Here is a 23,505-nt window from a genome sequence, read left to right on the forward strand (position 1 = left end):
TGCGTTCTGAAACCAAAGAACTGATCAAAAAACCATCAAATTAGAGGCTTGGGCGCGGCAACGGCCCGCGCCCTCGGAATCTGGGCGCTGCTGACCAGCCCGGTGCAATATCCGGGCTAGCTCGACATCGAGAATGGTCTTCAGCCCCTCGAAACCATGACGAAGCTCCGTCATGTTGCGGCTCTTATAGACCGCCAAGGCATAGGCCCGGGCAAAATGGATCAGGAATAGATAATCCTGCTGCAAATAATGTCGAAAGGCGTCCGGCTCGAGGGTGCCGGCGCCCAACTGGCGCACGAAGTCGTGTTCGATATAGGCGCGCCAGTCGTCCTGACAGGTCTTTGTCAGGTCGCTGAAATGGTAATTCATGTGGCTCTCCGGCAGGGTCGAACGGTGTAAGATCTTTTACATTTCTACCATAACCAACTGCCCGGATTGGCCGGTGGCTGGCCGCGGCGCACGTCACGCAGGCCGATGACACAGCGTACGATCAACCACACCATCAGCAGCGGCCAGATCAATACACCGACCGCGATCAGGGTGAGCACGAAGGCGACGATGGAATAGAGCAGGCCGATCCAGAAGGTGCGGATCTGATAGCGATAATGCTCCCGTAGCCAGGGGGCGGCATCACCTTGGTAGACATAGGCCATGACGACCCCGATCAGCAGGGTGACATTGGCGGTGATCAGCCCTGCCAGATAGAGCACGTAGATGATCTGAGGGACGCTGATTTCGTCTTTCGACACGACCGGGGAGGTGGACATCGCAGACTCCGTAGATAATGGGTAATGTCTATTTTCCCATTCTATGAGCTGGGATTCGAGTATCGTTCTCCACGCCAAGAGCTTGCCCGCAATCTGCTGTGTGTCGGTCATACATCGTTAAATTCTGACGTTAACTCGCTAAATCATGAACAGACTCTAAGACTAGTCATTTGACTTGCTCAGCAGCTTACCCTTTTTTACGTCACCACTGGCAAAGGTCACCTTGTAAAGGCCGGTCTCGCCGCTGTCGGAGGTAAAGTAGAGCGTATCGTCCGCGGTGAAGACGACGCCGACTGGACGCGCCCAACGATTGCCTTGTTCGTCCTGAAAGCCGGCCAGCAGTTCGTGGATTTGTCCGTCGTTCGGCGAATCGAGAGTAATACTGGTGATCAGGGGCTCGCGTCGCGATGCCGGATCGCCGGAAGCGCCGCCGCGCGGCTTCGTGGCCCAGCTGCCGCGTACCGCCGCGACTGCATCCAAGCCAAGCGAACTGTCCGGCGATGCGAAGTCCAGCCCCATAGGAGCGCTGCGAGCAGGAAAGGTCGCAATCGGCGCGCTGACGTCGCCGGCCGGACGTGGTGGCTCGTGATCGATACAGTCATCGCGCTGGAGCTCTTCGTTTATCCACTGGAACCAGGGCATGCCAAAGAAGTCTCCCTGTTCGACCCGGACCAGCACCTCTCGGGGCTCCTCATAGCCCCAATGATCCGGTCCGTTGTTGGTGGCGTAGAGCGTGCCCTGATGATCCCAGGCCAGACCGATCGGGTTGCGCAAGCCGGTTGCATAGGGCTGCCATCTTGGGGAGTCGCCACTTTCATCGAGCACCATGATCCCGCCACGCCGATTCTCGAAACGATAGCTTTCCCCGATGTACTGATTCGAGCAGTTGCCCTGAATGCCCAGGCCCACGTAAAGACGCTCGTCTGGCCCAGTGACCAGGGTGCGGGAGCTATGACCGCCGCCCCCCGGGATGCGAGCAATCCGTTTGAAGTCATTCTCGCCAGGCCTGTCGCCGGGACGGTAATCGGCGGCCAGCAGGGCGTCGGTGGTGGCCACATAGAGCCGGTCGCCGCGCTGGGCCACGCTGTGGGGATAGCCCTCGATCCGGACCAGTACCTCGGCACGCTCGTAGGGCGGCGTCAGGCGATAGATGCGATTCGCCTGGCTGCCGATGAACATCTCGCCGTCGCGTCCCAGGCTGATCAGGCGTGGCGCGTCCAGATCGGCGACCTTGCGGATGGTCGTTCCCGGCGGGGCCATGAGGTGATGGGACGTGTTGGCGACCTCGACCGGAACCAGCCCACTGTCACTCTGCTGGGCGTAAAGAGATGAGGATGTGAACAGCGTCAGAAGCGTCAGGGTGAAAGTGATGAAAGCAGGGCGCTGATTACAACCTGGATCGATAGGCATGACCTCGACTCCTTGTCTTGTGTCCGCATCTGTTTCACCAGTGTAGACAGCGATGTTTAAAAAATTCTCTAAAGTTTCTTGTAGATACGAAATTTCCGATGCTCGGGATGGTTCTGATCCTGCTCGGGCGTCTTGCGATAGCGTTTGTATTCCCATTGATACTGCACCGGGTCCAGGACGATGGCGGCTTCGACGCGGTCGATGGACGATCAGGTGAAGGCCATGGGTGCGGGCGGCTGAGAACTGTGAGCCGCGCCGTGATAATGGCTGTCGCGCTCAGTGAGGATGTCTTACGTCGGGTGCCAGCGCCTCCAGGCTTTCGCGGAGGATGCGAGAGAGGTCGCGGCTTCTCAGGATCGGGTCCACGCGCTGCTCAATATGTAGAAACTCGGATCCGGGTGATGCAAAACCTACCTGCAAGGCGTCCCTGAACGCCCGCCACTGTACATTGTCGTGGCCGCAGAGACGGCGATACCGATATTGTGCGTGGTCCTGCGGATCCTGGCAGCTAACCGCGAGCCCTGGATCGCTGCCCAAACGACGCCGCAACGCGTCGCGCAAGCGGACAGACAACGGCGAGGTGCCTGGATCGGACGACGGCCCGCTTGAAACGATGAACCACGTCTCGAACGGCGACTCCGGGTCGCGGCGTCCCCGTGACATGCCGTGAAACTGAACGATGACGGCGGCCGGCCACAGGTTCGCCAGCACCAGATGGGCGGTGTGGAACAGCGTATCGACCGAATGTGCCGCGTCGGAAACCTTGTAAGGTTGCGGTTTGCCCTTGCCTGGCTCGGGGTTACAGACCCTTGTCCGGCCCGGCGACGATGACGGAGCGGAGGCCGCGCAGCGATGCGCACCGGCGACGATCGCGGCGCGCGCGCCGCTTTCTTCGACCAGCGCAACGGCTTGCTGCGCTGTACCGCGCTCGAATAAGGGATGCGGCGCCTCGGCGATCAGATCGCGTCCGGCAGAGACCGACAGCACGACCGTCGGCTTTCCGGTGCGCCCGCGCGGCGAGAGAACCACGAATTTCCCGGCGTCGCGCACCACGTCGTCGATCTTGTAGCCAAGGCTGCCCGCGCGGTCCCGCGCCGCCGCCAGCCTGCCCGCCGCCGCGTCGGTCACCAGCGCGGTGAAATCGGCGGCTTGGGCTGAATCGAACTGCACACCATCGCCCTGGCCCCGCTGGACCCGGGGCAGTGCTGCCACGGCCTCGGATAGAGACTGTCCCCGCAGCCAGGCTGGCTCGTCGTCCGGGCCACCCACGATCGATATGATGCCGCCAGCCACCATGATGATTGCCCCCAGAAAGAGTCCTGTCCTGCGGCGCGCCTGGGTCACCTGGTCGCACCGTTTGACGCCGTCTCGCCAGCTTCCGCCTCTTCGGAAAGGTCGAGCAGCCCGTCTTCGGCAGCCCCTTGCGTCACTGGCACGGCTTTCGCGCCGCCCGCCGGATCCGGGTCGAAGTCGATATTCGCCGCAAGACCCGGCAGTAGTCGGGTCTCGGGCGGTAACTCGGTCAATCCGATCCTGACGGCGTATCTCGGGTTGTCGGGAAGCAACGGACTAACGACCTCGGATGTCGTCCCGTCCTCGTCGGTCGTGTCCTGCTCGATCCGCATCGACTGGACCTTGCCGGGGAACGTCTCGCCCGGAATTGCATCGAACTCGACCGAGACGTCCTGTCCGCTTTCGACCTGCGCGAGGACGTCCTGATCCACGTAGGTCTCGACCCAGATCTGGTCGGAAATCCACTGCACGACCACCGGGTCGCCGGCCTGCACTGACCCGCCGGGACCGATGCTCCATTCGACGATCCATCCGTCGGCCGCGGCACGCAGCACCGTCGCCTCGAGCACCGCCTCGGCTCTGCTCAATTCGGCCTTGGCGCGGACAACCCGCGCCTCGAGCATCTGCAGGCCGGCTTGTTCGGAGTCGAGTGCCTTGAACTCGGCGCGGGCGGTACTCAGATCGCTTTTCGCCATGGCGACGTCGGCGCGGGCGGCGACACTCTCGGAAAGGGCGGTGGCCTCCGCAGCCCGTACCTCCTCGAGTTGCGCTTGAGAAATATTATTGCCTTCGGCCAACTGGCGGCTTCGTTCCCTCTCGCCCCGCCAGCGTTCCAACTCGGCCAGCCGGCCGTCAAGCGTACTTTCGGCTGCCTTGACGCGCGCCTCGTTCTGCTCGATAGCGAGCCTGCGAGTTTTCGTCTGCTCCTGGATAGCCAGTTTCTTCTGCTCGACCGCCGCACGGGCGAGTTCGAGCTCGGCGCGACGCTGTTCGACCCGGGCTGTCTCGCTCTGGTTATGCATCCGCGCGAGGACGTCGCCCGCCGAAACCTTCTCGCCCGGTTCCACCAGGACATCGGAGATCCGGCCGTCACGCTGTGCGCCGACCGGCGTAAGGACCCCTCTTACGACGCCCTCGTAGGTGCCGATGCTGCCCCCCAAAACCTGAAGCCGCTGGAAATGAAGAAACTGGCGGCGAGAAACAAACAGACGGCGAGCGTCGCCTTGAGCGCCCTCGAGGTGAGGATGCCGCGGAGATCGGGCTTGGATATCGTCATGGGGCAGATCCTTTCTGCGGGGTTGATGGGCGTGTCCGTTTGAACAGGCGAAGGGACGGCGCGTATATCACCGCAGCTACAGTGGCCAGGATGGTTGCCAGGCCCACGATCACGACCGCACGCCCCGCACCGAGTATCTCTACGATCAGCAGCGTCCCGGAAAGTGTGAAAAGGACATTGGCGCTGACACCGAGGACGGTGCGCGGCAGACCCACGCGGGTCACATCGGCAGCCAGCAGGCCCGTAAGCAGGACTGAAACGGCTGTCAGCGATGGCGACAGGACGGTCAGCGTGATCCCACCCCCAATGATCTTCTGCAGCCAAAACAAAGACCAGGACAGGCACGAGCCGACCAGCAGAACCGCGGCGAACTTGCGGCGCCCGAACAGCACCATCCTGGGCTCGAGCAACCGCGTAACCACCAGCAGCGTGACAGCGGCGAGGCCCACGAACACGGCGAGCTCGACCGGTTTCGTGGCCAGGATGCTCAGATAGGCGCCGCCGACAAAGCCGGCACAGCGCCAGTCGCGCCGCCGCGCGATGCCGAACCAGGCCGCGACACTGAAGAATACAGCGACGGGCAGAAGCGCGAGATCGAAGGCCAGCCCTGCCTCGCCAATCGCCGGCGGCATCTCCGCAAAGCGCGGCAGGAGGCTGACCGCCGCGAGGAGAAGCGCACCGACGGCGGCGCTGGCTGCAGTGATGTTCAAGGTGGTCTGTGCGATCCCGTGGCGCGACATGTCATGTGCGATGAGGCCTGGCACGATGTATCCCATGCCGGCCAGAAGCGGCGACGATCCTCCGGTCAACCCCAGCTGCGGCAGCACCGCGTGCAGCCCCACATTCAGCAGCGCCGAGCCCACGATCGAGGCGCTGAACTTTGCGCGCTTCGTCATGAACAGCACGCGCGGCAGGAGCACATGGACCGCGGCATAGACCAGCGAGGCCGAGAGCATGGCCGCGATCGCGATGCCCGGTGCGAAGATCGCAAAGCCGAGATAGCCCGGGACGGCGATGCCGCCGGTCGTGAGTTGTCGCTTCTCGTAGAGGCCGATGGATGCGGCGACCCCGGCGATGAAGCCCAGGCGCACGAGTTCGGGGTGAAAGAAGAACTCCATCAGGCAGACGCCTTGTGGTCGAGGTCGGATGCGTCCGCGGCAGTATCCTGGGCGTCGCCGCCACGGGGCTCGAAATGGTGCAGCAGCGCCTCGGCCTGCGCGGTATGAATGTTGACCAGACCGATCAGCATGATCGTCTCGGACTCGGTCGCGTCGAGCATCTTGTCCAACATCTGTTCGACGCTCAGTCCCCGGTGTGCGCCCATCTTCAGGATTCGGTCCATGGAAAACTCGTTGGCGACAAGGCGGTCGATCACCGGCCCCTCATAGGCGCCGAGGACGGCGATCTTGTCCACGTCGATGTCCCGCGCCGCGATCTCGGCGAACTGGAGCGCGCGTTCCTCGCGGTCGACGCGGTTGTTCAACAGGGCGATGCGCGTGGCGCCCTCGCCGCACCAGGCGTTGGCCTTGTCGATCGCCGCGACGGTGCTTTCGCGGTCATTGACCGCGAACAGATTGACCCAGTGGACCGTCCGTCCGCGCAGCGTCACTGTGTGGACCTGTGATGCGCCCGGATCCTCGGGGGCCTTGCGCATGCCGCGCAGAGCGACCTCGCGGTCGATGCCCAGCCGGTCGGCGACAGCCAGCGCGACGGCGATGTTCTCGCGGAAGGCGAACGGGCCGAACCCGTCGAGATCGGCGTCGGTGACGCGCGATGGGTCGCCCGCCTCGAAACTGCTCGACCGTTGGGCCGCCGTCTCCTCTAGAACGGCGACCAGATCGGGGTCGCTCTCGCCGGTGATGAAATGGCCGTCGAAGGGGCAGGTCTCGGACAGCGACCTTGCGATCTTCGGCAGCGTGTCGCCGAGTTGCTCCATGTGATCTTCCCGCACATTGGTGAGAACGCCGATCGTCGAGCGGACGATGAGCTTTTCCGACGCCCGCTGATAATCTGGACGGATCGCCATGCACTCGATGACAAGTGCGCGGGTATCGTCTGGTACGCTGCGCCGGATCACGTCGATCTGCTCGATGATGGTGGGGGCGCCCTGCCGTAGGATGGGACGATCGGCGCCCGTCTGATCCACCACCACGGCTGCGCTTCCGGTGGTCTTGGCGATCGTCGCGATCCCGGATTCACGCAGCGCCCCGGCGATCAGCCGCGTGACTGTGGATTTTCCCCGGATTCCGTTCACGTGGATCCGGTTCGGAATGCTGTCGATTTTCTTCATGTGACGGCGTGACTCGCGTGCCCACATCCCGATCACGCCGCCCGAGAGAACCAGCGCCACGACAAACGGAATAATACCGGCTATGTCGAAGTCCGTGGTGGCCAGCATCGCGCCTCTCCCTGTTATGTATATCTTTCACGCGTGGCGTCCCTCACACGTGGCGTTCTCCCAAGACGATCCCGGCGTGATGCAGGTCGTCTCGGGATTATCTTTGCGCAAGTACAAGCACAAGGCGGTTGGCCTTCCACCGGCATGCAGCGGCGTGTGACAGCCCGCTCGTCATTCTGTTCCAGCTATGAGCCCCGACGACCTGTGTCTTTGCCCTTCAACCGGTGTGGACAGCGCTGTTTAAAGCACACTCTAGAGTTTCTTGTAGATACGAAATTTCCGATGCTCGGGATGGTTCTGATCCTGCTCGGGCGTCTTGCGATAGCGTTTGTATTCCCATTGATACTGCTCCGGGTCCAGGTCGATGGCGGCCTCGACGCTGGCATTGACGCCGCGCGCTGAAATGGCTTCATCGCTGGCGTAGACGCGCTCGTCCGCGGCGAGAAAATGAATCGCGAAACCACGACCCGCAAGACGCCTGGCCACACCGGTCACTACCCGGGCCTGAGTGCGAGCCACCAGCTTGGGCAACAAGGTGGCCGTGTAGGCAGGGCGATGATAGAAATCGGCGAACACGCCGCTGCCCCAACTGGGCACCTGGTCTGGCAGAATCCCCACCGCCTCACTACGCTTGAGCGCCTTGAGCAGCGATGCCACGCCCCGCGAGTTGGTGGGCACCAGCGCGGCGCCCATGCGTTCGCGCCCATGGCGGATGATGGGTTCCAAGGCACTGATCTTGGGAGGCTCGTACATGGCGGTGAAGGGGAAATGCCCGGATAGCCAAAAGTTGAGCACTTCCCAGTTGCCAAAGTGGGGCGCCAGCACGATGACGCCCCGTCCCTCCGCCCGGGCATCATCCAGCAGTTCGCGCCCATGAACTTCGACAATCGATGTCTCGACGCGAGACGGTTCTGCCATCCAGGCAAAACCCAGCTCGAGCATCGTGGCAGTAGAGTGAACCAAGCTTTCTCGGGCACGAGCATGTCGCTGGTGGCTGTCGAGTTCAGGAAAGACATCCTGCAAATTGACATCGGTGACATGGCGCTCGCGGCGGCTGAAACGATGGACCTGTGGGCCCAGCAGCCGGGCCAGACGCCACAAGGTGCGAGGAGAACGCTTGGCCAGTACTCGCCACATCAAGGCGATGGCCTGAGCATGGAATTTGGGAGTGGACTTCTTTTTCTTACTCATGAAAACAGATGATGAAACGTTGGCTGCGGCATTGCGAACAGAATCGGGCAAAAAGGTGAATCATCCACGATCAGGGCGGCAGATTTCAATCAAATTACCATCCGGATCGCGCAGGTAGAGGGAGGTAATAGGACCTTGAACGCCCCGTCGGGGAACCGGGCCTTCCTCGATAGGGACTTGTAGCGTTTCGAGATGCGCCTGCACTTCCTTCAGGGGGAGTACACTTCTGACGCATAGATCGATACTGCCCGGGGTAGGGTGGGCCGCTTTGGGGCTCGACTCGGTGTCGGTTTGATGCAAACGCAACGCCGTATCACCCAGCATGAGATCGACCCGCTCAGCCTCCTGGTAGCGCGCTTCCAGTCCTAGTACGCGGGTGTAGAAATCCACCGCACGGGAAATATCCGTGACGGTGACGACCAAGTGATCCAGGCCGGTTAACATGGCAAACTCCGCTTGCATTTTCCTGAAGGATACGACGTTGACCAGGCTGCTGTCGTGCCCTCTGTGCACTCATGATGACATCACGCACTACCACCGGGATCGGCGCCGGGACTACTGGCAATGCCGACATTGTGCGTTGGTCTTTGTGGCTGCTCACCAGCAGCTTGGTCCCGAGGAGGAGAAGGCGGTGTATGACTGCCACCGCAACTCGCCCCAGGATATGGGCTATCGTCGTTTTCTGTCGCGGCTGTTCATCCCATTGCAGGCCCGGTTGGCTCCCGGCGCTCATGGACTGGATTTCGGCTGCGGACCCGGGCCGACGCTGTCGGTGATGTTCGAAGAGGCAGGTCATCCCATGGCCCTTTACGACATCTACTACGCGCCGGATCAAGGGATGCTCGAACATTCTTATGATTTCATCACCGCTTCCGAGGTGATCGAGCACCTGGCGTTACCGGGGCAAGTGCTCAAGAAGCTCTCCGAACGGCTTCATCCCGGCGGCTGGCTGGGGTTGATGACCAAGCGTGTGACGTCTCGAGAGGCCTTCGCCGACTGGCACTATATCCAGGACCCGACTCACATCAGCTTCTTCAGTGAGACGAGCTTGCGCTGGCTGGGTGAACGCCTGGACCTGCACGTTTCTTTCCCCGCCGCCGATGTAGTGCTCATGCAAAAGCAATAGCCCGCTTTTAGTGCGTTATTCGTGCCATCGAGAGTGCTTGTAATAGCGTTACAATCACCGCTCATCAAGGCATTGAACAGCGCTGCACCAGGTCTTGAAAGGAGGCCTGGAAAGGGGCTTCACAATGCTTTGTAAAAAAATGTGCGCCAGCGTATATTCCGCGCTAATTACCAATCTGAATCCTGGCCGTCCCGGCAAGGTGCGTTATTTCCAAGAGGCTTCTTTATTTATGTCGCGGCAGCTATTGGCCATGGCGCTAGCCCCTTTGTTGGGATTATTCATCCTGACGATCGGCAATGGTTTTCTGGCCACGTTGATCACCTTGCGGCTCGACGCCGCAGGAGTCTCCGCGGTCATGATCGGTTGGGTGTCTTCGGCTTATTTCATCGGTCTGGCCATCGGGGCGATGTTCAACGATCGTCTGCTGCTGCGTATCGGTCATATTCGTGCCTATGGCAGTTTCGCCTCCCTGGTGGCGGTGACGGTACTGTTACAGGGGCTCTGGCTCGACCCCTATGCCTGGTTCGTGCTGCGTCTGATCGGTGGCTGGGCCACGGTAGGTGTGTATCTGGTCATCGAAAGCTGGCTGCTGACCTCTGGTGACCAGAAGGTACGCGGTCGCCTGCTGGCGCTGTACATGATTGCCCTCTATGCGGCAGGGGTTCTAGGGCAATTATTGTTGGGGGTGACGGATGCCATGGGCGTGACCGCTCCTTTCATGGTGGTGGGCATGCTGGCATCGCTGTCGGTATTGCCCATGGCGATGATCCCGCGAGTATCGCCGCTGATCGAACAGGCTGAGCCCTTACCCCCGCATCGCTTGATTACCATCACGCCTACCGGTGTCATGGCGGCTTTTGGCTCGGGACTTGCCGTGGCGGCGGTCTATGCGCTACTGCCTCTCTATCTCCATAGTCTCGGTATGACCGTGCAACGCGTCGGCCAGATGATGGCCGTGATGATTCTTGGCGCCATGTTGCTGCAGTATCCTATTGGTCGCTGGTCGGATCGCCACGACCGTCAGCTGGTGCTGATTCTCATCGGGGCTTTCTTCGCGCTGATTTCGCTCGGCATGGTCATGCTGCCGCACAAGCAGTGGATGTTGGCGGGGCTCTTGTTCCTGTTAGGTGGCGGTGTCTTTGCTCTGTATCCGGTAGCACTCAGTCATGCTGCGGACCGGGCCCCGGCAGGTGCCTTGGTGCGCATGAGTCAGGGGCTGCTTCTGATCAACGCGCTCGGCTCCACTATCAGCCCGCCCTTGATCACCCCGGTCATGAGCTGGCTCGGCGATGCAGGCTTGTTCTGGTCGCTTGGCAGCCTCGGTCTGTTTCTGGTGCTGTTTTTCACCTGGCGGCGCAGCGTGCGTCCGGCTCCCATCCCGGCAGCGCCATTTACTGCCAATGCGCCCATGACCGTGATCGGTGCCGAACTCAACGTTACCGAAGAACTGATGCAGGGAGCCATCGAGCACGAGCATCACGAGGACCTTTCCCAGGTCGTGCCCGACATTGAGGTGGCCGAGGCTTTTGTCGGTCCACCGCAGGAGGAAGATGCTCCTGTTACCTATTTCGATGTCGATGCCGAGGCCGGCGCGCCATTCGATAGCAGGCGTTATGAGCGTTCCTCTTTCTGACCACTCTGACTACCACTACGAAAAAAGCGCCCAACGGCATGACCGTTGGGCGCTTTGCGTTTCGCCCTATCCATTCGTGACAGGGTAAGGCGTTTGGTTAATGGCTAATAAAGGCTGAGGACTCTACCATCGTTGGTATCCCTCATTGATAGGTGTTTTCCATGATGTCTTATGCCGCCCCGGTACGCGACTATCGCTTCGTGCTTGAGGAACTGCTCGAGCATGGTTCGTTGCAACTTCCCCACTTCGAGGAGACCAGCCCCGATCTGATCGAGGCGGTGTTGGAAGAGGCGGCGCGGCTGGCCAACGAGGTCTGGGCGCCGCTCAATTATAGCGGCGATCGTCAGGGGGTGATGCTCGAGGATGGCCAGGTGAGCACGCCACAGGGCTTTGCCGAGGCCTATCGCGCTTATATCGATGGCGGCTGGAACGGCATCGGTGTCTCGGAGGCCTTGGGTGGCCAGGGCCTGCCGGAGGTGGTGGCAAGCACCGTGCAGGAGATGCTGCATGGCGCCAACATGGCCCTCGGCCTGTGCCCCATGCTCACCGCCGGCGCTATCGAGGCATTGTCCCAGCACGGTTGCGACAAGCTCAAGGCGCTCTATTTAACGAAGCTGGTGAGCGGTGAATGGACGGGCACCATGAACCTCACCGAACCTCAGGCCGGCTCGGATCTGTCCCAGGTGCGCACCAAGGCCGTTCTGGAAAACGATCACTACCGCCTTACCGGCCAGAAAATCTATATCACCTGGGGTGAACACAATATTGCCGAAAACATCGTGCATTTTGTTCTCGCCCGCACCCCGGACGCTCCCGAAGGCAACAAGGGCATCTCACTGTTTCTGGTGCCCAAGTTTCTGGTCAATGACGACGGTAGCCTGGGTGAGCGTAACGATGTGGTCTGTGCCTCTCTTGAACACAAGCTGGGCATTCACGCCTGCCCCACCTGCACCCTGAGCTTCGGTGAAAAGGAGGGCGCCATCGGCTATCTGGTGGGCGAGGTCGGCCGCGGCCTGAATCACATGTTCACGATGATGAACGAGGCACGCCACAAGGTCGGTGTCGAGGGTATCGGCGTTGCCGAGCGCGCCTGCCAGCAGGCGCTGGGCTATGCGCTGGAGCGTGTTCAGGGGCGCAGTCCCAAGGCGCGGGGCGGGGCGTCCTGCGCCATCGCCGATCACCTGGACGTGCGGCGCATGCTGCTGTCCATGCGTGCTCGTACGGATGGCCTGCGAGCATTGGCGCTATTCTGCGCCGCCCAGATGGATAATGCCCGCCACGCCATCGATGATGAAGCGCGACACAACGCCCAGAATCGGGTCGATGTGTTGATTCCGGTGGTCAAGGCCTTCTCCACGGATCAGGCGGTTGAGATCGCTTCTCTCGGGATTCAGGTGCATGGTGGCATGGGGTTCATCGAAGAAGCCGGCGCTGCCCAGTTATTTCGGGACGTGCGTATCGCGCCCATCTACGAAGGCACCAACGGCATCCAGGCGCTGGATCTGGCGGGCCGCAAGCTGCAGCGCGATGGCGGTGCGGCGCTATGCGCCTTGATCGATGAGGTCGAGACCACGGCCAGTGCGCTTTCCGACAACGCGGCGTTGGAGTCACTGGGAGAGAGTCTCGCGCAAGGCTCGGCAGACCTGCGGGCCGCCATGGCGATTCTGCTGGAGGAGGGGGGCGATGCGGACCATGGACCCGATGCCATTCAGGCCTATGCCACGCCGTTCCTGTCCCTGGCCGGCCATGTGCTGTGTGCCTGGCAGATGGGGCGAGCGGCGTTGGTGGCTCAGGCGGCCCTGGATGAAGGCAAGGGAGACGCGAATTTCTACCGCGCCAAGTTGGCAAGCGCCGACTTCGCCCTGCGCCACTGGCTGCCGGAAGGGCGTGCCCAGCGGGCGGTGATCGAGGCGGGCATGACTACGCTGCTGGATTTCGAGCCCACCAGCCATTGAGAGGAGACGCCACCATGTCCAGCATTTTCGAGCAGGGCCTGCCTCAGACGCCGGCCAATCATGTCGCGCTGTCGCCGCTGACCTTCATCGAGCGTACCGCTCAAATTTATCCCGACTACCCGGCGGTGGTCCACGGCAAGCTGCGCCGGGATTGGCTCACCACCTGGCAGCGCTGTCGGCGTCTGGCCTCGGCGCTTGCCGGGCGCGGCATTCAGCCGGGCCAGACCGTGGCCGCCATGCTGCCCAACGTGCCGCCCATGTTCGAGGCCCATTTCGGTGTGCCGCTGGCGGGCTGCGTCCTCAATACCCTGAACATTCGCCTGGACGCAGAGGCCATCGCTTACATGCTCGCTCATGGCGAGGCCAAGGCGATCCTGGTCGATCCGGAGTTCGCCGATGTCATCGAGGACGCGGTGGCCAAGCTCAATGACAAGCCGCTGATCGTCGATGTGGCGGATGCCCTATTCGAAGGCCAGGCCCGACGCATCGGCGAGATCGAGTACGAAGACCTCTTGGCCGAGGGCGATCCGGAGACACCCTATCGCCTGCCTGAGGATGAATGGCAGGCCATCTCGCTGAACTACACCTCCGGCACCACCGGCAAGCCCAAGGGCGTGGTCTATCATCATCGCGGCGCCCACTTGAACGCGGTGAGCAATATCCTCGAATGGGCCATGCCCCATCATCCGGTCTATCTATGGACCTTGCCGATGTTCCACTGCAACGGCTGGTGCTTTCCCTGGACCATTGCCGCAGCGGCGGGCACCAATATCTGCCTGCGCAAGGTCGAGGCCAGAAAGGTCATGGAGTTGCTGGTCGATGAGCAGGTCACCCACTTCAGCGGGGCACCGATCGTACTCAATGGTCTAGTCAATCTGTCCGAGCAGCACAAGCGCATGCTGGAACATCCGGTCAAGGTCACCGTGGCCGGGGCCGCACCGCCGGCCTCGGTGATTTCCGGTATCGAAAAACTGGGCATCGAGGTAACCCACGTCTACGGTTTGACCGAAGTCTACGGGCCGGTCACGGTATGTGCCTGGCGCGAGTCCTGGAACGAGCTACCCTTGGAAACGCGAGCCAAGATCAAGGCACGCCAGGGCGTGCGTGGCCACATGCTGGAGGCACTGTGCGTCGCCGATGCCGATACGCTAGAGCCGGTGCCCAAGGACGGCGAGACGATCGGCGAGATCCTGATGCGGGGCAACAACGTCATGAAAGGCTACCTGAAGGATGAGAAGGCCACTCAGGCGGCGCTGCAGGGCGGCTGGTACCATACCGGCGACTTGGCGGTGTGGCATGCGGACGGCTATATCGAGATCAAGGATCGCCTCAAGGACATCATCATTTCCGGTGGGGAGAACATCTCCACCATCGAAGTGGAAGATGCCATCTACTCACATCCGGCGGTGGAGGAGGCCGCGGTGGTGGCGCGTCCGGACGAAAAATGGGGCGAGACGCCCTGCGCGTTTGTGAAGCTCAAGCCCGGTCATGAAGAGACCACCGCCGAGGAGATCATCGCCTACTGCCGCGAGCATCTGGCTCATTTCAAGGTGCCGCGCCATGTGATCTTCAGCGAACTGCCCAAGACCTCCACCGGCAAGATCCAGAAATTCGTGCTGCGCGACGAAGCGCGTAAGCAATGATGGTTCAGCAGTAATACAAAGGAGAGACACGGATGAGCAGCAATCGAATCGGCGTCGTCGGTGCCGGCACTATGGGGCAGGGAATCGCCCAGGTGCTGGCCGCAAGCGGCTGCGAGGTACAGTTGTACGATGTCGCCGACGAACAGTTGGAACGCGCCAAGGGTGGCATTGGTAAAGGCCTGGACAAGCTGGTTGCCAAGGAACGCTTGTCTTCTGAGGATCGCGATAGCGCCCTGAAACGCCTCGAGACCACCTCCAAGCTCGAGGATCTGAAAGAGTGCGAGATCATCATCGAGGCGGCGCCTGAGAACGAAGAGCTCAAGGAGCGACTGTTTCGTGATCTCAGTCAACTGGGCAAGGAGGTGATCCTTGCCTCCAACACCTCATCCTTGTCTTTGACTCAGCTGGCGGCGGTGTGTGACCAACCCGAGCGGGTGGTAGGCATGCACTTCTTCAACCCGGTGCCGGTACTCAAGCTGGTCGAGGTGATTCGCGCCGAGCAGACCTCTGACGCCACGGTGAAGAAGATCGAGCAGCTTGCGGAGAAGATGGGCAAGACCGCCGTGCCCATCGCGGATTCGCCAGGATTTGCGGTCAACCGCCTGCTGGTGCCGATGATCAACGAGGCTGCCTTCCTGGTACAGGAAAACGCCGCCACCCCGGAAGCCATCGATCAAGCCATGAAACTCGGCGCCGCCCATCCCATGGGGCCGCTGGCCCTGGCCGACCTGATCGGGTTGGACGTGTGTCTGTCCATCATGGAGGTATTGCAGCAAGGCTTCGGCGATCCCAAGTATCGACCCTGCCCACTGCTCAAGCGCATGGTGGCCGCAGGCTACCTGGGCCGCAAGAGCGGGCGCGGTTTTTATCACTATGAATAGCATAGCGACGAATAAGGAGGTTTTATGAGCGACAAGCTGATCGAAGTGACCGAAAAAGAAGGCGTAGTGCGTCTGACCCTGAATCGCCCCAAGGCACTCAACGCGTTGAATTCCGACCTGATCGCAGAGTTGAACAAGGTGCTGGTCGATCTCGAACAGCGTGATGATCTGCGTGCCGTCTTGATCACCGGTGCCGGCGAAAAATCCTTCGTTGCGGGCGCCGACATCAGTGAAATGCGGGACAAGACCCCGGAGGAAGCGCGGGTCTTTGCCAGTCAGGCCCTGACCACGGTCAAGCGGCTCGAACGCTTGCCCGTGCCGGTGGTGGCCCTGGTCAACGGCTTCTGCCTGGGCGGCGGCTGCGAACTGGCCCTGGCCTGTGACTGGGCCATCGCCAGCGATAACGCCATCTTCGGCCAGCCGGAAGTCGGCTTAGGCGTGATTCCCGGCTTCGGTGGCACTCAGCGCCTGCCGCGTCGGGTCGGCCCCGCCCTGGCGCTGGATCTGATCACCACCGGGCGCAAGATCGACGCCGCCGAGGCTTTGCGCATCGGTTTGGTCAATCGTGTGGTATCGGCGGGGGAACTCGACGCCGTGGCGGAGGAACTCACCAAGCAGTTTGCGGGCAATGGCCGCCAGGCGATCCGCTCTGCCAAGCAGGCCATTCATGACGGCATGGACCAGGACCTGGACAGCGCCCTGGCACTGGAAACCAGCCTGTTTGCCCTGGGCTTTGCCGGGGAAGAGCAAAGCGAAGGCATGGGCGCGTTCGTGGAGAAGCGCAAGCCGAATTTCTAAGCGGGTGCTTAGATGGCTAGGATAGTGGCAGTAGCGGCGACGTTACTGCCACAGTTGTTTATGGCGTATTCTGTGCAGTAAATGAGTAGCACTTGAAAGAGGGAGTGGCCACCATGAATGCATCGTTACATGATCTTCCTATCGAGCAACGAATCCAGTTGGTCGAGGATCTCTGGGATAGCATTGCGGCCGATCAGCAATTGCTTCCGTTCACCAAGGAGCAGCGACAAGAGCTGGATAGACGTCTGGATGCTTTCGAAGCGGATGGTAACACGGGTCGGAGTGCCGATTCCGTGTTGTCTGACATTCGAAGCAAGCTATGATGATTGAGATTCGCCTCCGCCTTGAAGCACACCAGGATCTGGAGCAAGCAGCGCAATGGTATGAATTACAGCGCCAGGGGTTGGGTCATGATTTTCTTGATGGCGTAAGCGCAACTTTGGACAGTATTTTGGAAAATCCTGACGCTTATCCAATGGTTCATCGCAGTACGCGTCGTGCACTTATCAGCAAGTTCCCGTTCGGGATCTTTTATCGAGTAGAAGGCGATGTGGCAGTAGTCATTGCGGTGATGCATGGAAGTCGGCACCCTCGACGTTGGCAAGCAAGAGACTGACGCCAATCTGAATAGCAACAAGGTGTAGCTGCATTGCCAAGGCCGTTTCTTGTTGGCAGAAGACACCTCATTCCAGTCATTGAAGGCGGCACACGTTGAAACCTCCTATCACGCCAGATGGCCGCTACATCGTCGTTCGCGGTCGGCTCTGGCGAGCGAGCAATCCCCACCTGCCCGAACATGAGCGCGAAGCGCTGGTGAAGGACTTGATGACGGCGCGGCGCGAAGTGAAAGCCGCCCGTGACGCGGAGGACGAGGAACGCCTGACCGCCGCAAGAAAAGCCGTCGATGCCGCCAAAGTCGGACTGGGCGAGCGTGGCCCGGTCTGGTGGACGGATGGCGCCAAGGACTTCAATCGTCACCTGGCCAAGAACACGCCCTATGCCGATTGGTATGCCGAGCTTCCTGATTCGAAGACCTGATATCTCATCCAAGCCGATTACAAATGTCATTTAAGATGATGTGCCGGTACGTTGACTCAGTATTCCTGTGGGCTATCCAATCACTGTTAAATATCAAAGGGTCGATCGATGAAAGGTGAATGTCTCTGCGGCGAGGTGAAGTTTGAAATTGAAGGGAAAATACGAAACCTTTATCAATGCCATTGCTCGTTATGTCGCCGAGCTACCGGGGCTGCCGCCAACGCTGCGACTTTTGTAACCGCGCAGAGGTTTCGTTGGGTATCAGGCGAGAATGAGATCAGGTCTTTCCTGAAGCCCACCGGCTTCCGGAGCGATTTTTGTTCAATATGCGGGAGCCCAGTTCCGAATAGACTGAGAGGAACTGATATGGTCTGGGTTCCTGCAGGTTTACTCGATGAATTGATCGAATCACGGGTTTCTGCACATCTTCACATAACGTCTGCCGCCCCTTGGGAGCAGGAATCCACCGGATGCGTTCGGTTGGATGGCGGGCCTGATAGCCTGGAGTCGCTTAACAAGTTGTTGTAGTTCGTTTCGGGCCTCCGGTTTTACACTGAACGCTATTTCGCTGCGCTACATGAGCGCCGCTAAACGTAAGTGTTAGCTGTGCGTTCTTTGATGTTTTGACGTCATGACGTCATAATGCGCACTAATGTAAACTTTGGAGACTGCCATGAGCGAGACATCAAAGCGTTCTACGATTTATTTCGACCCCCAATTGCATGCCGCGCTTCGGCTGAAGGCCGCTCACACGCACCGTTCTCTATCAGATATTGTCAACGATGCCGTTCGTGCGGCGCTGGCTGAGGATCAGGAAGATCTGGCGGTGTTCGAGGAACGGGTTTCCGAGCCGACGATGAGCTATGAGGCCTTGCTGGACGATTTGAAGGCTCATGGCAAATTATAAGCTTGTCTTCAAAAAATCCGTCTCAAAGAACCTCAGATCAATTCCAAACAGGGATCTTGCCCGCCTTCTTCAGCGCATGCAGGCGTTGCAGGAGAATCCTCGTCCAGTCGGCAGTGAAAAGCTGTCAGGACAAGAGCGTTACCGGATTCGACAAGGCGTATATCGAATCATTTATGAAGTAGCAGATGAGCTTCTTGTCGTGACGGTTGTGAAAGTTGGTCACCGGAAGCATGTCTATAAGCGCAGCTAATCTATGCAATGTAGTCTTGCTTGAGGGCTTCGGTTTCGAAAAAGTTAATATATCGATGCCATGAAGATGAGTGTCAAAAACCCCGCCCCGAGTGTTTATAACCCCGGGGCGACGTTTTTTATCAGGCAATGTCTACCATTGGTAGAGTCTGGGGCGCTGCCTTAGCTGCCGCGGTAGGTGGAGTAGCCGTAGGGGCTCAGCAGCAGCGGGATATGGTAGTGCTGGTCGGTGTCTTCCACCTTGAAAGGTACCGGAATCTCCGGGAAGAAGGTCTCGGTATCGTGGGCTTCGAACCAGTCGCCTGTCTCAAAAGTTACGCGATAGACACCGGACTCGAACGCCTGATCTTTCGGGAACAGGGCGCTGATACGTCCAGACTCCTCGTCCGTGGTTGCCTGGTTGAGTGTTTCCCAGCCCCCGTCGGTCTGCTTTTCCAGAACCACCTCGACACCTCCGGAGGGCTTGCCGTCCTGAATGTTGAGCACGTGCACGCTCAAGGGGTTGTCCGCGGCCTGGGCCAGGGTGGCAGCGCCACACAGCGCGATGCCGGCAAGCATGGAGGATAGGGTTTTCATCGTTGTCTCCTTGTCAGGTTATTGGTCCGAGTCTTCTCGGTGAACGTGACGTCATCCTGACACTCGGTCCCCGTCATTCCCCTTGCTCGAACATTACAAAGATGTAATGGGCAAGATGCCCGAAGCCGGCTAGCCTAACCCTTTTCAACCAAGCCCTTTTGATCAAGCCTTCTCGCACAGGCCCTTACTGAAGAGTCAATGACATGCGCATTCTGGTAGTGGAAGACGAGGCCAAGACTGCCGATTATTTGCGTAAAGGGTTGAGCGAATCCGGGTATCGAGTCGAAGTGGCGCGGGATGGCCTCGATGGGCAGCATCTCATTCAGGAGTTCGAGTTTGATCTGATCATCCTCGACGTGATGCTCCCGGGGCTCGATGGCTGGCAACTGCTGCAGCTCATCCGGCGCCGCTGTCAGACACCGGTGCTGTTTCTGACGGCCCGGGACGAGGTGGAGTACCGCGTCAAGGGGCTGGAGCTCGGCGCCGACGACTATCTGGTCAAACCCTTTTCCTTCGTCGAGTTGTTGGCCCGGGTGCGAACCTTGCTGCGTCGCGGCCCACCCCGGGAAACGGAGCAATTTCAGGTGGCGGATCTGCACATGGATGTGCTGCGCCGCCGGGTAACGCGTCAGGATGACCGCCTGTCATTGACCAACAAGGAGTTTGCGCTGCTTCACCTGCTTCTGGAGCGAGAGGGCGAAGTGCTCTCGCGCACCTATATCGCCTCCCATGTATGGCAAATGAACTTCGACAGCGACACCAACGTGGTCGAAGTGGCGGTACGACGGTTACGTGCCAAGATCGACGATCCCTATGACATCAAGCTCATCCATACGGTGCGCGGGATGGGCTATGTCCTCGAGGCCTCGAATTGATGCGCTGGCTCCGCTCGTTGAGTGTTCGTCTGGCCTTGATGTTTGCCCTGGTCAGCCTACTGCTGTTGGGCAGCATCGGCTTCTATCTTTATCAGTCGCTTATCCGGGAAATCGCCTGGCGCGACGATCAGATGCTGCTCGGGCGTCTGGAGCGCATGGAAATCCTGCTCGAGGATGGTGAAAGCATCGCCGCCCTGCGCCGTCGCCCCCAACTGTATGCCAACATGCTGGGCAATCGCGAGAGCCTGCTATGGATTCTCGATGCCCAGGGGCAGGTGCTGATCGAGGTTAATCCCGCCGGTCTTGCGGTGCCACGCCCAGCAGAATCGGCTGAAGTACGACTCGGTGATTACCCCGGAGTAGAACGCGCGCGTCTGGCCTGGCAGAGCCTTGAGCAGGGTGGGCGGCGCCTTACGATGGTGGCGGGCAAACGGCTGGATGAGCGCGACCAGATGTTGGCGGCCTATCGCTATAAGCTCTGGTTGTCCCTGGGTGTAGGGGCCTTGTCGGCCTTCCTTTTGGGATGGGGAATCAGCCGCCGGGGATTGCGCCCGGTGCGAAGGCTTGCCAGGCGCGCCATGACCATCGATTCGCAGCATCTTGACCTGCGACTGGACAGCGACAGCGAAGTCGTCGAGCTGCGTTCCTTGAGCGTCGCCCTGAATCAGATGCTGGATCGCCTGGAAGAAGGGTTCGCCCAGCTATCGCGATTCTCCGAGGATCTTGCCCACGAGATGCGCACGCCGCTGAGCAACTTACTGGGGCACACCCAGCAGGTGCTGCGCCAGGAGCGGCCCACCGAGGATTACCAGTCTCTGCTGGCATCCCATATCGAGGAGTACGAGCGGTTGTCGCGGATGATCAACAGCATGCTGTTTCTAGCGCGTACCGAAAGCCCCTCGGTGGTCATGAAATGCGAGGACGTCGATCTTGGCCGGCTCGTCGGGCAGCTATACGACTACTTCGAGGGCATGGCGGAAGAGGATGATCGTGAGCTCGTCAATCAGGCGAGCGATAGCGTGGTGGCGAATCCGGATCTGCTGCGTCGAGCACTGGCCAATCTGCTCGCCAATGCGTTGCGCTATGGCCGGTCCGGCACGCCGATCCGAGTCGCCAGCAACGTCGAGAAGGATCGTGTGGCGATCAGGGTTCACAACCTGGGTGGGCCCATCGATCCAGCGGATCAATCCCGCATTTTCGATCGCTTCTACCGCTGTGATCCCGCGCGGACCGGTGCAGGGGATTCTGGTGGGCTGGGGTTGGCCATCGTCCGTTCGATAGCGCAATGGCATGGGGGTAGCGTCAACGTCGAAAGTGGGGTAGAGGGCACGACGTTCAGCATGATTTTACCAGCGGCATAGAGCTGATATGTACCATCAAATAGACGAAGGTTTTATCCAAAAGGGTAGGGCGCCATCTCCTTTTGGCCTGATAGGCGGCTTGGCGCTGATTGTCATGCTGGCTCTCAACCTCCGGCCTCTGATTGCCTCTATCAGCCCGCTGCAGAATGTCATCCGCGACGACACGGGCATGAGCTTCCAGTCCGTTGGCTTGCTCACCACATTGCCTTTTCTTTGCATGGGCCTAGTGGCATTGATAAGCGCCCGGTTAGCAGCCCGGGTGGGTGAAACGCGAGGCGTATCTCTAGGGTTGATGTTCATTCTGCTGGGATGCCTCATACGCATCCTCAACCCAAGCGCCGCTGCCTTGCTTGCCACGGCCTTGGTAGGGGGAATAGGCATTGCCATCATCCAGACGCTACTGCCCGGTCGCATCAAGCGTGATTTTTCGAGACGAGTTCCCTTGGCCATGGGTGTCTATTCGGCGGCCCTGATGAGCGGGGGTGGGTTGGCCGCCTGGATCAGCCCGCGTATCGCTGGGCAGACGGGCTCCTGGTCGCTGGGTGTGGGCTTGTGGTTCATTCCAGCGCTGATCGCGCTGGCGGGTTGGTTATGGAAAGTACCGCAAACCCGCGGCAGTCGATCGCCGGTAGCGGCCAATCGTCTCTGGTATTTCCCCCGCGCCTGGGTGCTGGCGCTGTATTTCGGTGTCATCAATGCAGGGTATTCCAGTGTCATAGCCTGGCTGCCTGCTTATTATCAGCATTTGGGGTGGAGCAGCTCACATAGCGGGTCGTTGCTGGCCTGGATGACCATGTTTCAGGTATTAGCGGCGTTGGTGATGCCCGCGTTGGCACAGCGACAGAGTGGCACGGATAGACGACTGCTGTTGGGCATCAGCTTGTTGGCTCAACTGATTGGCTACCTGGGTTTGATTCTGCTGCCGGGGCCGGGTGCGTTGATCTGGGTTGCAATCGCTGGCTTCGGGCTTGGTGCCTGTTTTGCGCTGGGCTTGATACTGGCGCTTGATCATCACCCTGACCCGCGGATTGCCGGACAGCTGGCCGCCTTCATGCAAGGCATCGGCTTTATTATCAATGCCACCTCACCCTGGATCAGTGGCGCCTTGCGCGAAGCCACCGGCGGATTCATCGCCGTCTGGATCATGCTGGCCCTGGGGGTGAGCGCAATGATTGGGCTCACGCTGATCTTTCGGCCGTCACGCTACGAAACACTTGGCTTGGAAAGGGCATGATGTCAACGCTTGCGCCGCGCGTCAGGCGACAATCATACTGCAGACGAGTCAATCCGGGCATTCTTCCAGTTCGGCAAGGCCGGTCTCTTGTCGAGTTTTGGTGAGGCTTTCATGCAATATAGCGATGAGATGGATCAACAAGAATGGCAAAACGTGCATTACCCAACCATATAGGCTTCATCCCCGACGGCAATCGACGCTGGGCCGTCCAACGGGGGCTTTCCAAGGAGGAAGGTTACCGCTTTGGTATCGAGCCGGGTCTTGCCCTGTTCGAGCAGTGCAAGGAGTTGGGGATTCCCGAAGTCTCCGTGTATGGCTTCACCCAGGACAACACCAAGAGAGCCTCGCCGCAGATTCAGGCGTTTCGCTCTGCCTGCGTGGAGTTTGCGCTGGAGATCGCCCGCCGCGGTGCGGCCTTGCTGGTGGTCGGCAAGTACGGCTCCAGGCAACTGCCCGAGGAGCTGCGTGCCTTCCAGACACGGCAAGGAGAGGGCATCAAGGTGAATTTTCTGGCGAACTACCACTGGGAATGGGATCTGGCGGGCCTTGCCGAAGGTGAGATTCGCTCTCGAGAAGTGTCGCAACTGGATCTGATCGTGCGCTGGGGTGGCGGTCGACGGCTGAGCGGTTTTCTGCCGGTGCAATCGGTATATGCGGATTTCTATGTCGTCGACGATTACTGGCCGGACTTCACGCCGGAGCACCTCGATCGGGCCCTGGCCTGGTTCAAAAAGCAGGACCAGACTCTGGGTGGGTAGGCCTTGCATCAAGCCTTTTGCCCGCGTCGGAATTTACGAGATAAAGACCCCGAATGCGTGATCACCAGCCCCGGGAAAGGAGTCGCCTGTTTAGAGGTTGGTTGTGCCAGGTGGCCAACTGATTGCTTGCGAAGAG

At 60.1% G+C, this 23,505-nt stretch carries 25 protein-coding genes and 1 pseudogene; 16 read left to right on the forward strand and 10 right to left on the reverse strand.

Annotation, left to right across the window (positions count from 1 at the left end):
- Nucleotides 1–99 precede the first annotated feature (99 nt).
- The 9 genes and pseudogenes from ACPF7Z_RS07505 to ACPF7Z_RS07545 form a co-directional block, all read right to left on the reverse strand.
- Nucleotides 100–369, reverse strand: a pseudogene (locus ACPF7Z_RS07505) (thiaminase II); the annotation flags it as partial.
- Between the two features lie 44 nt (nt 370–413).
- Nucleotides 414–767 (reverse strand): DUF4870 family protein, encoded by a 354-nt coding sequence (locus ACPF7Z_RS07510; RefSeq protein ID WP_425192652.1) that lies wholly within the window; start codon nt 765–767, stop codon nt 414–416.
- Nucleotides 768–929: 162 nt separating this feature from the next.
- Nucleotides 930–2,177, reverse strand: a complete 1,248-nt coding sequence (locus tag ACPF7Z_RS07515) for a PQQ-dependent sugar dehydrogenase (RefSeq protein WP_425192653.1) — start codon at nt 2,175–2,177, stop codon at nt 930–932.
- Between the two features lie 276 nt (nt 2,178–2,453).
- On the reverse strand, nt 2,454–3,521 hold the full coding sequence (locus ACPF7Z_RS07520) for a hypothetical protein (RefSeq protein ID WP_425192654.1): 1,068 nt from the start codon (nt 3,519–3,521) through the stop codon (nt 2,454–2,456).
- A complete protein-coding gene (locus ACPF7Z_RS07525; protein WP_425192655.1) occupies nt 3,518–4,630 on the reverse strand; it encodes an HlyD family secretion protein in 1,113 nt (370 codons plus the stop codon). The genes ACPF7Z_RS07520 and ACPF7Z_RS07525 overlap by 4 nt, the downstream gene beginning before the upstream one ends.
- A gap of 112 nt (nt 4,631–4,742) precedes the next feature.
- Complete coding sequence (locus ACPF7Z_RS07530; protein WP_425192656.1) at nt 4,743–5,864, reverse strand: poly-gamma-glutamate biosynthesis protein PgsC/CapC; 1,122 nt, start codon at nt 5,862–5,864, stop codon at nt 4,743–4,745.
- Nucleotides 5,864–7,144: a poly-gamma-glutamate synthase PgsB gene (gene pgsB / locus ACPF7Z_RS07535; protein WP_425192657.1), complete on the reverse strand. Its 1,281-nt coding sequence runs from the start codon at nt 7,142–7,144 to the stop codon at nt 5,864–5,866. The genes ACPF7Z_RS07530 and pgsB overlap by 1 nt, the downstream gene beginning before the upstream one ends.
- Nucleotides 7,145–7,396: 252 nt before the next feature.
- The gene (locus tag ACPF7Z_RS07540) at nt 7,397–8,335 is read right to left on the reverse strand and encodes a lysophospholipid acyltransferase family protein (protein ID WP_425192658.1); all 939 of its coding nucleotides are present in this window, start codon (nt 8,333–8,335) and stop codon (nt 7,397–7,399) included.
- Between the two features lie 60 nt (nt 8,336–8,395).
- Nucleotides 8,396–8,779, reverse strand: coding sequence for a VOC family protein (locus ACPF7Z_RS07545; RefSeq protein ID WP_425192659.1), 384 nt, complete (start codon nt 8,777–8,779; stop codon nt 8,396–8,398).
- 46 nt (nt 8,780–8,825) lie between these two features.
- Between ACPF7Z_RS07545 and ACPF7Z_RS07550 the strand changes: the two genes are divergently transcribed.
- The 12 genes from ACPF7Z_RS07550 (at nt 8,826) to ACPF7Z_RS07605 (ending at nt 18,566) form a co-directional block, all read left to right on the forward strand.
- Nucleotides 8,826–9,461: a class I SAM-dependent methyltransferase gene (locus ACPF7Z_RS07550; protein ID WP_425192785.1), complete on the forward strand. Its 636-nt coding sequence runs from the start codon at nt 8,826–8,828 to the stop codon at nt 9,459–9,461.
- Nucleotides 9,462–9,690: 229 nt separating this feature from the next.
- Nucleotides 9,691–11,094, forward strand: a complete 1,404-nt coding sequence (locus tag ACPF7Z_RS07555; protein WP_425192660.1) for an MFS transporter — start codon at nt 9,691–9,693, stop codon at nt 11,092–11,094.
- A 161-nt stretch (nt 11,095–11,255) separates the two neighbouring features.
- Complete coding sequence (locus ACPF7Z_RS07560) at nt 11,256–13,049, forward strand: acyl-CoA dehydrogenase (protein ID WP_425192661.1); 1,794 nt, start codon at nt 11,256–11,258, stop codon at nt 13,047–13,049.
- A gap of 14 nt (nt 13,050–13,063) precedes the next feature.
- The gene (locus ACPF7Z_RS07565) at nt 13,064–14,692 is read left to right on the forward strand and encodes an acyl-CoA synthetase (RefSeq protein WP_425192662.1); all 1,629 of its coding nucleotides are present in this window, start codon (nt 13,064–13,066) and stop codon (nt 14,690–14,692) included.
- Nucleotides 14,693–14,724: 32 nt separating this feature from the next.
- Nucleotides 14,725–15,573 carry a 3-hydroxybutyryl-CoA dehydrogenase gene (locus ACPF7Z_RS07570; RefSeq protein WP_425192663.1) on the forward strand — a complete coding sequence of 283 codons (849 nt, stop codon included), beginning with the start codon at nt 14,725–14,727 and terminating at the stop codon, nt 15,571–15,573.
- Nucleotides 15,574–15,597: 24 nt separating this feature from the next.
- Nucleotides 15,598–16,371 (forward strand): enoyl-CoA hydratase-related protein, encoded by a 774-nt coding sequence (locus ACPF7Z_RS07575; RefSeq protein WP_425192664.1) that lies wholly within the window; start codon nt 15,598–15,600, stop codon nt 16,369–16,371.
- 113 nt (nt 16,372–16,484) lie between these two features.
- Nucleotides 16,485–16,694: an addiction module protein gene (locus tag ACPF7Z_RS07580; RefSeq protein ID WP_425192665.1), complete on the forward strand. Its 210-nt coding sequence runs from the start codon at nt 16,485–16,487 to the stop codon at nt 16,692–16,694.
- A complete protein-coding gene (locus tag ACPF7Z_RS07585) occupies nt 16,691–16,987 on the forward strand; it encodes a type II toxin-antitoxin system RelE/ParE family toxin (protein WP_425192666.1) in 297 nt (98 codons plus the stop codon). The genes ACPF7Z_RS07580 and ACPF7Z_RS07585 overlap by 4 nt, the downstream gene beginning before the upstream one ends.
- Nucleotides 16,988–17,082: 95 nt before the next feature.
- Nucleotides 17,083–17,409, forward strand: coding sequence for a hypothetical protein (locus tag ACPF7Z_RS07590; protein WP_298410397.1), 327 nt, complete (start codon nt 17,083–17,085; stop codon nt 17,407–17,409).
- Nucleotides 17,410–17,517: 108 nt separating this feature from the next.
- Complete coding sequence (locus tag ACPF7Z_RS07595) at nt 17,518–17,937, forward strand: GFA family protein (protein ID WP_425192667.1); 420 nt, start codon at nt 17,518–17,520, stop codon at nt 17,935–17,937.
- Between the two features lie 145 nt (nt 17,938–18,082).
- Nucleotides 18,083–18,316 carry a hypothetical protein gene (locus ACPF7Z_RS07600; protein ID WP_425192668.1) on the forward strand — a complete coding sequence of 78 codons (234 nt, stop codon included), beginning with the start codon at nt 18,083–18,085 and terminating at the stop codon, nt 18,314–18,316.
- The gene (locus ACPF7Z_RS07605; RefSeq protein WP_425192669.1) at nt 18,303–18,566 is read left to right on the forward strand and encodes a type II toxin-antitoxin system RelE family toxin; all 264 of its coding nucleotides are present in this window, start codon (nt 18,303–18,305) and stop codon (nt 18,564–18,566) included. The genes ACPF7Z_RS07600 and ACPF7Z_RS07605 overlap by 14 nt, the downstream gene beginning before the upstream one ends.
- A gap of 161 nt (nt 18,567–18,727) precedes the next feature.
- Here ACPF7Z_RS07605 and uraH read toward each other — a convergent pair whose 3' ends face one another.
- Entirely contained in the window at nt 18,728–19,141 is a 414-nt protein-coding gene (gene uraH, locus ACPF7Z_RS07610) for a hydroxyisourate hydrolase (protein WP_425192670.1), read from the reverse strand.
- A gap of 203 nt (nt 19,142–19,344) precedes the next feature.
- Between uraH and ACPF7Z_RS07615 the strand changes: the two genes are divergently transcribed.
- The 4 genes from ACPF7Z_RS07615 to ACPF7Z_RS07630 all read left to right on the forward strand — a co-directional run bounded on the left by ACPF7Z_RS07615 (nt 19,345) and on the right by ACPF7Z_RS07630 (nt 23,369).
- Complete coding sequence (locus tag ACPF7Z_RS07615; RefSeq protein ID WP_425192671.1) at nt 19,345–20,016, forward strand: heavy metal response regulator transcription factor; 672 nt, start codon at nt 19,345–19,347, stop codon at nt 20,014–20,016.
- Nucleotides 20,016–21,377, forward strand: a complete 1,362-nt coding sequence (locus tag ACPF7Z_RS07620) for a heavy metal sensor histidine kinase (protein ID WP_425192672.1) — start codon at nt 20,016–20,018, stop codon at nt 21,375–21,377. The genes ACPF7Z_RS07615 and ACPF7Z_RS07620 overlap by 1 nt, the downstream gene beginning before the upstream one ends.
- 70 nt (nt 21,378–21,447) lie before the next feature.
- Complete coding sequence (locus ACPF7Z_RS07625) at nt 21,448–22,611, forward strand: CynX/NimT family MFS transporter (protein WP_425192786.1); 1,164 nt, start codon at nt 21,448–21,450, stop codon at nt 22,609–22,611.
- Nucleotides 22,612–22,754: 143 nt separating this feature from the next.
- The gene (locus ACPF7Z_RS07630; RefSeq protein WP_425192673.1) at nt 22,755–23,369 is read left to right on the forward strand and encodes an undecaprenyl diphosphate synthase family protein; all 615 of its coding nucleotides are present in this window, start codon (nt 22,755–22,757) and stop codon (nt 23,367–23,369) included.
- Nucleotides 23,370–23,505: the final 136 nt, after the last annotated feature.

It is taken from the genome of Halomonas sp. GXIMD04776, from assembly GCF_049808615.1.
Taxonomy (GTDB): Bacteria; Pseudomonadota; Gammaproteobacteria; order Pseudomonadales; family Halomonadaceae; genus Modicisalibacter.

Coding starts and splice junctions, on each gene's coding strand:
- ACPF7Z_RS07530 (WP_425192656.1), bottom strand. CDS start 5,864: ATGGAGTTCTTCTTTCACCCCGAACTCGTGCGCCTGGGCTTCATCGCC.
- ACPF7Z_RS07540 (WP_425192658.1), bottom strand. CDS start 8,335: ATGAGTAAGAAAAAGAAGTCCACTCCCAAATTCCATGCTCAGGCCATC.
- ACPF7Z_RS07575 (WP_425192664.1), top strand. CDS start 15,598: ATGAGCGACAAGCTGATCGAAGTGACCGAAAAAGAAGGCGTAGTGCGT.
- ACPF7Z_RS07600 (WP_425192668.1), top strand. CDS start 18,083: ATGAGCGAGACATCAAAGCGTTCTACGATTTATTTCGACCCCCAATTG.
- ACPF7Z_RS07515 (WP_425192653.1), bottom strand. CDS start 2,177: ATGCCTATCGATCCAGGTTGTAATCAGCGCCCTGCTTTCATCACTTTC.
- ACPF7Z_RS07615 (WP_425192671.1), top strand. CDS start 19,345: ATGCGCATTCTGGTAGTGGAAGACGAGGCCAAGACTGCCGATTATTTG.
- ACPF7Z_RS07560 (WP_425192661.1), top strand. CDS start 11,256: ATGATGTCTTATGCCGCCCCGGTACGCGACTATCGCTTCGTGCTTGAG.
- ACPF7Z_RS07605 (WP_425192669.1), top strand. CDS start 18,303: ATGGCAAATTATAAGCTTGTCTTCAAAAAATCCGTCTCAAAGAACCTC.
- ACPF7Z_RS07630 (WP_425192673.1), top strand. CDS start 22,755: ATGGCAAAACGTGCATTACCCAACCATATAGGCTTCATCCCCGACGGC.
- ACPF7Z_RS07620 (WP_425192672.1), top strand. CDS start 20,016: ATGCGCTGGCTCCGCTCGTTGAGTGTTCGTCTGGCCTTGATGTTTGCC.
- ACPF7Z_RS07585 (WP_425192666.1), top strand. CDS start 16,691: ATGATGATTGAGATTCGCCTCCGCCTTGAAGCACACCAGGATCTGGAG.
- ACPF7Z_RS07510 (WP_425192652.1), bottom strand. CDS start 767: ATGTCCACCTCCCCGGTCGTGTCGAAAGACGAAATCAGCGTCCCTCAG.
- ACPF7Z_RS07580 (WP_425192665.1), top strand. CDS start 16,485: ATGAATGCATCGTTACATGATCTTCCTATCGAGCAACGAATCCAGTTG.
- ACPF7Z_RS07570 (WP_425192663.1), top strand. CDS start 14,725: ATGAGCAGCAATCGAATCGGCGTCGTCGGTGCCGGCACTATGGGGCAG.
- uraH (WP_425192670.1), bottom strand. CDS start 19,141: ATGAAAACCCTATCCTCCATGCTTGCCGGCATCGCGCTGTGTGGCGCT.
- ACPF7Z_RS07565 (WP_425192662.1), top strand. CDS start 13,064: ATGTCCAGCATTTTCGAGCAGGGCCTGCCTCAGACGCCGGCCAATCAT.
- ACPF7Z_RS07555 (WP_425192660.1), top strand. CDS start 9,691: ATGTCGCGGCAGCTATTGGCCATGGCGCTAGCCCCTTTGTTGGGATTA.
- pgsB (WP_425192657.1), bottom strand. CDS start 7,144: ATGCTGGCCACCACGGACTTCGACATAGCCGGTATTATTCCGTTTGTC.
- ACPF7Z_RS07545 (WP_425192659.1), bottom strand. CDS start 8,779: ATGTTAACCGGCCTGGATCACTTGGTCGTCACCGTCACGGATATTTCC.
- ACPF7Z_RS07595 (WP_425192667.1), top strand. CDS start 17,518: ATGAAAGGTGAATGTCTCTGCGGCGAGGTGAAGTTTGAAATTGAAGGG.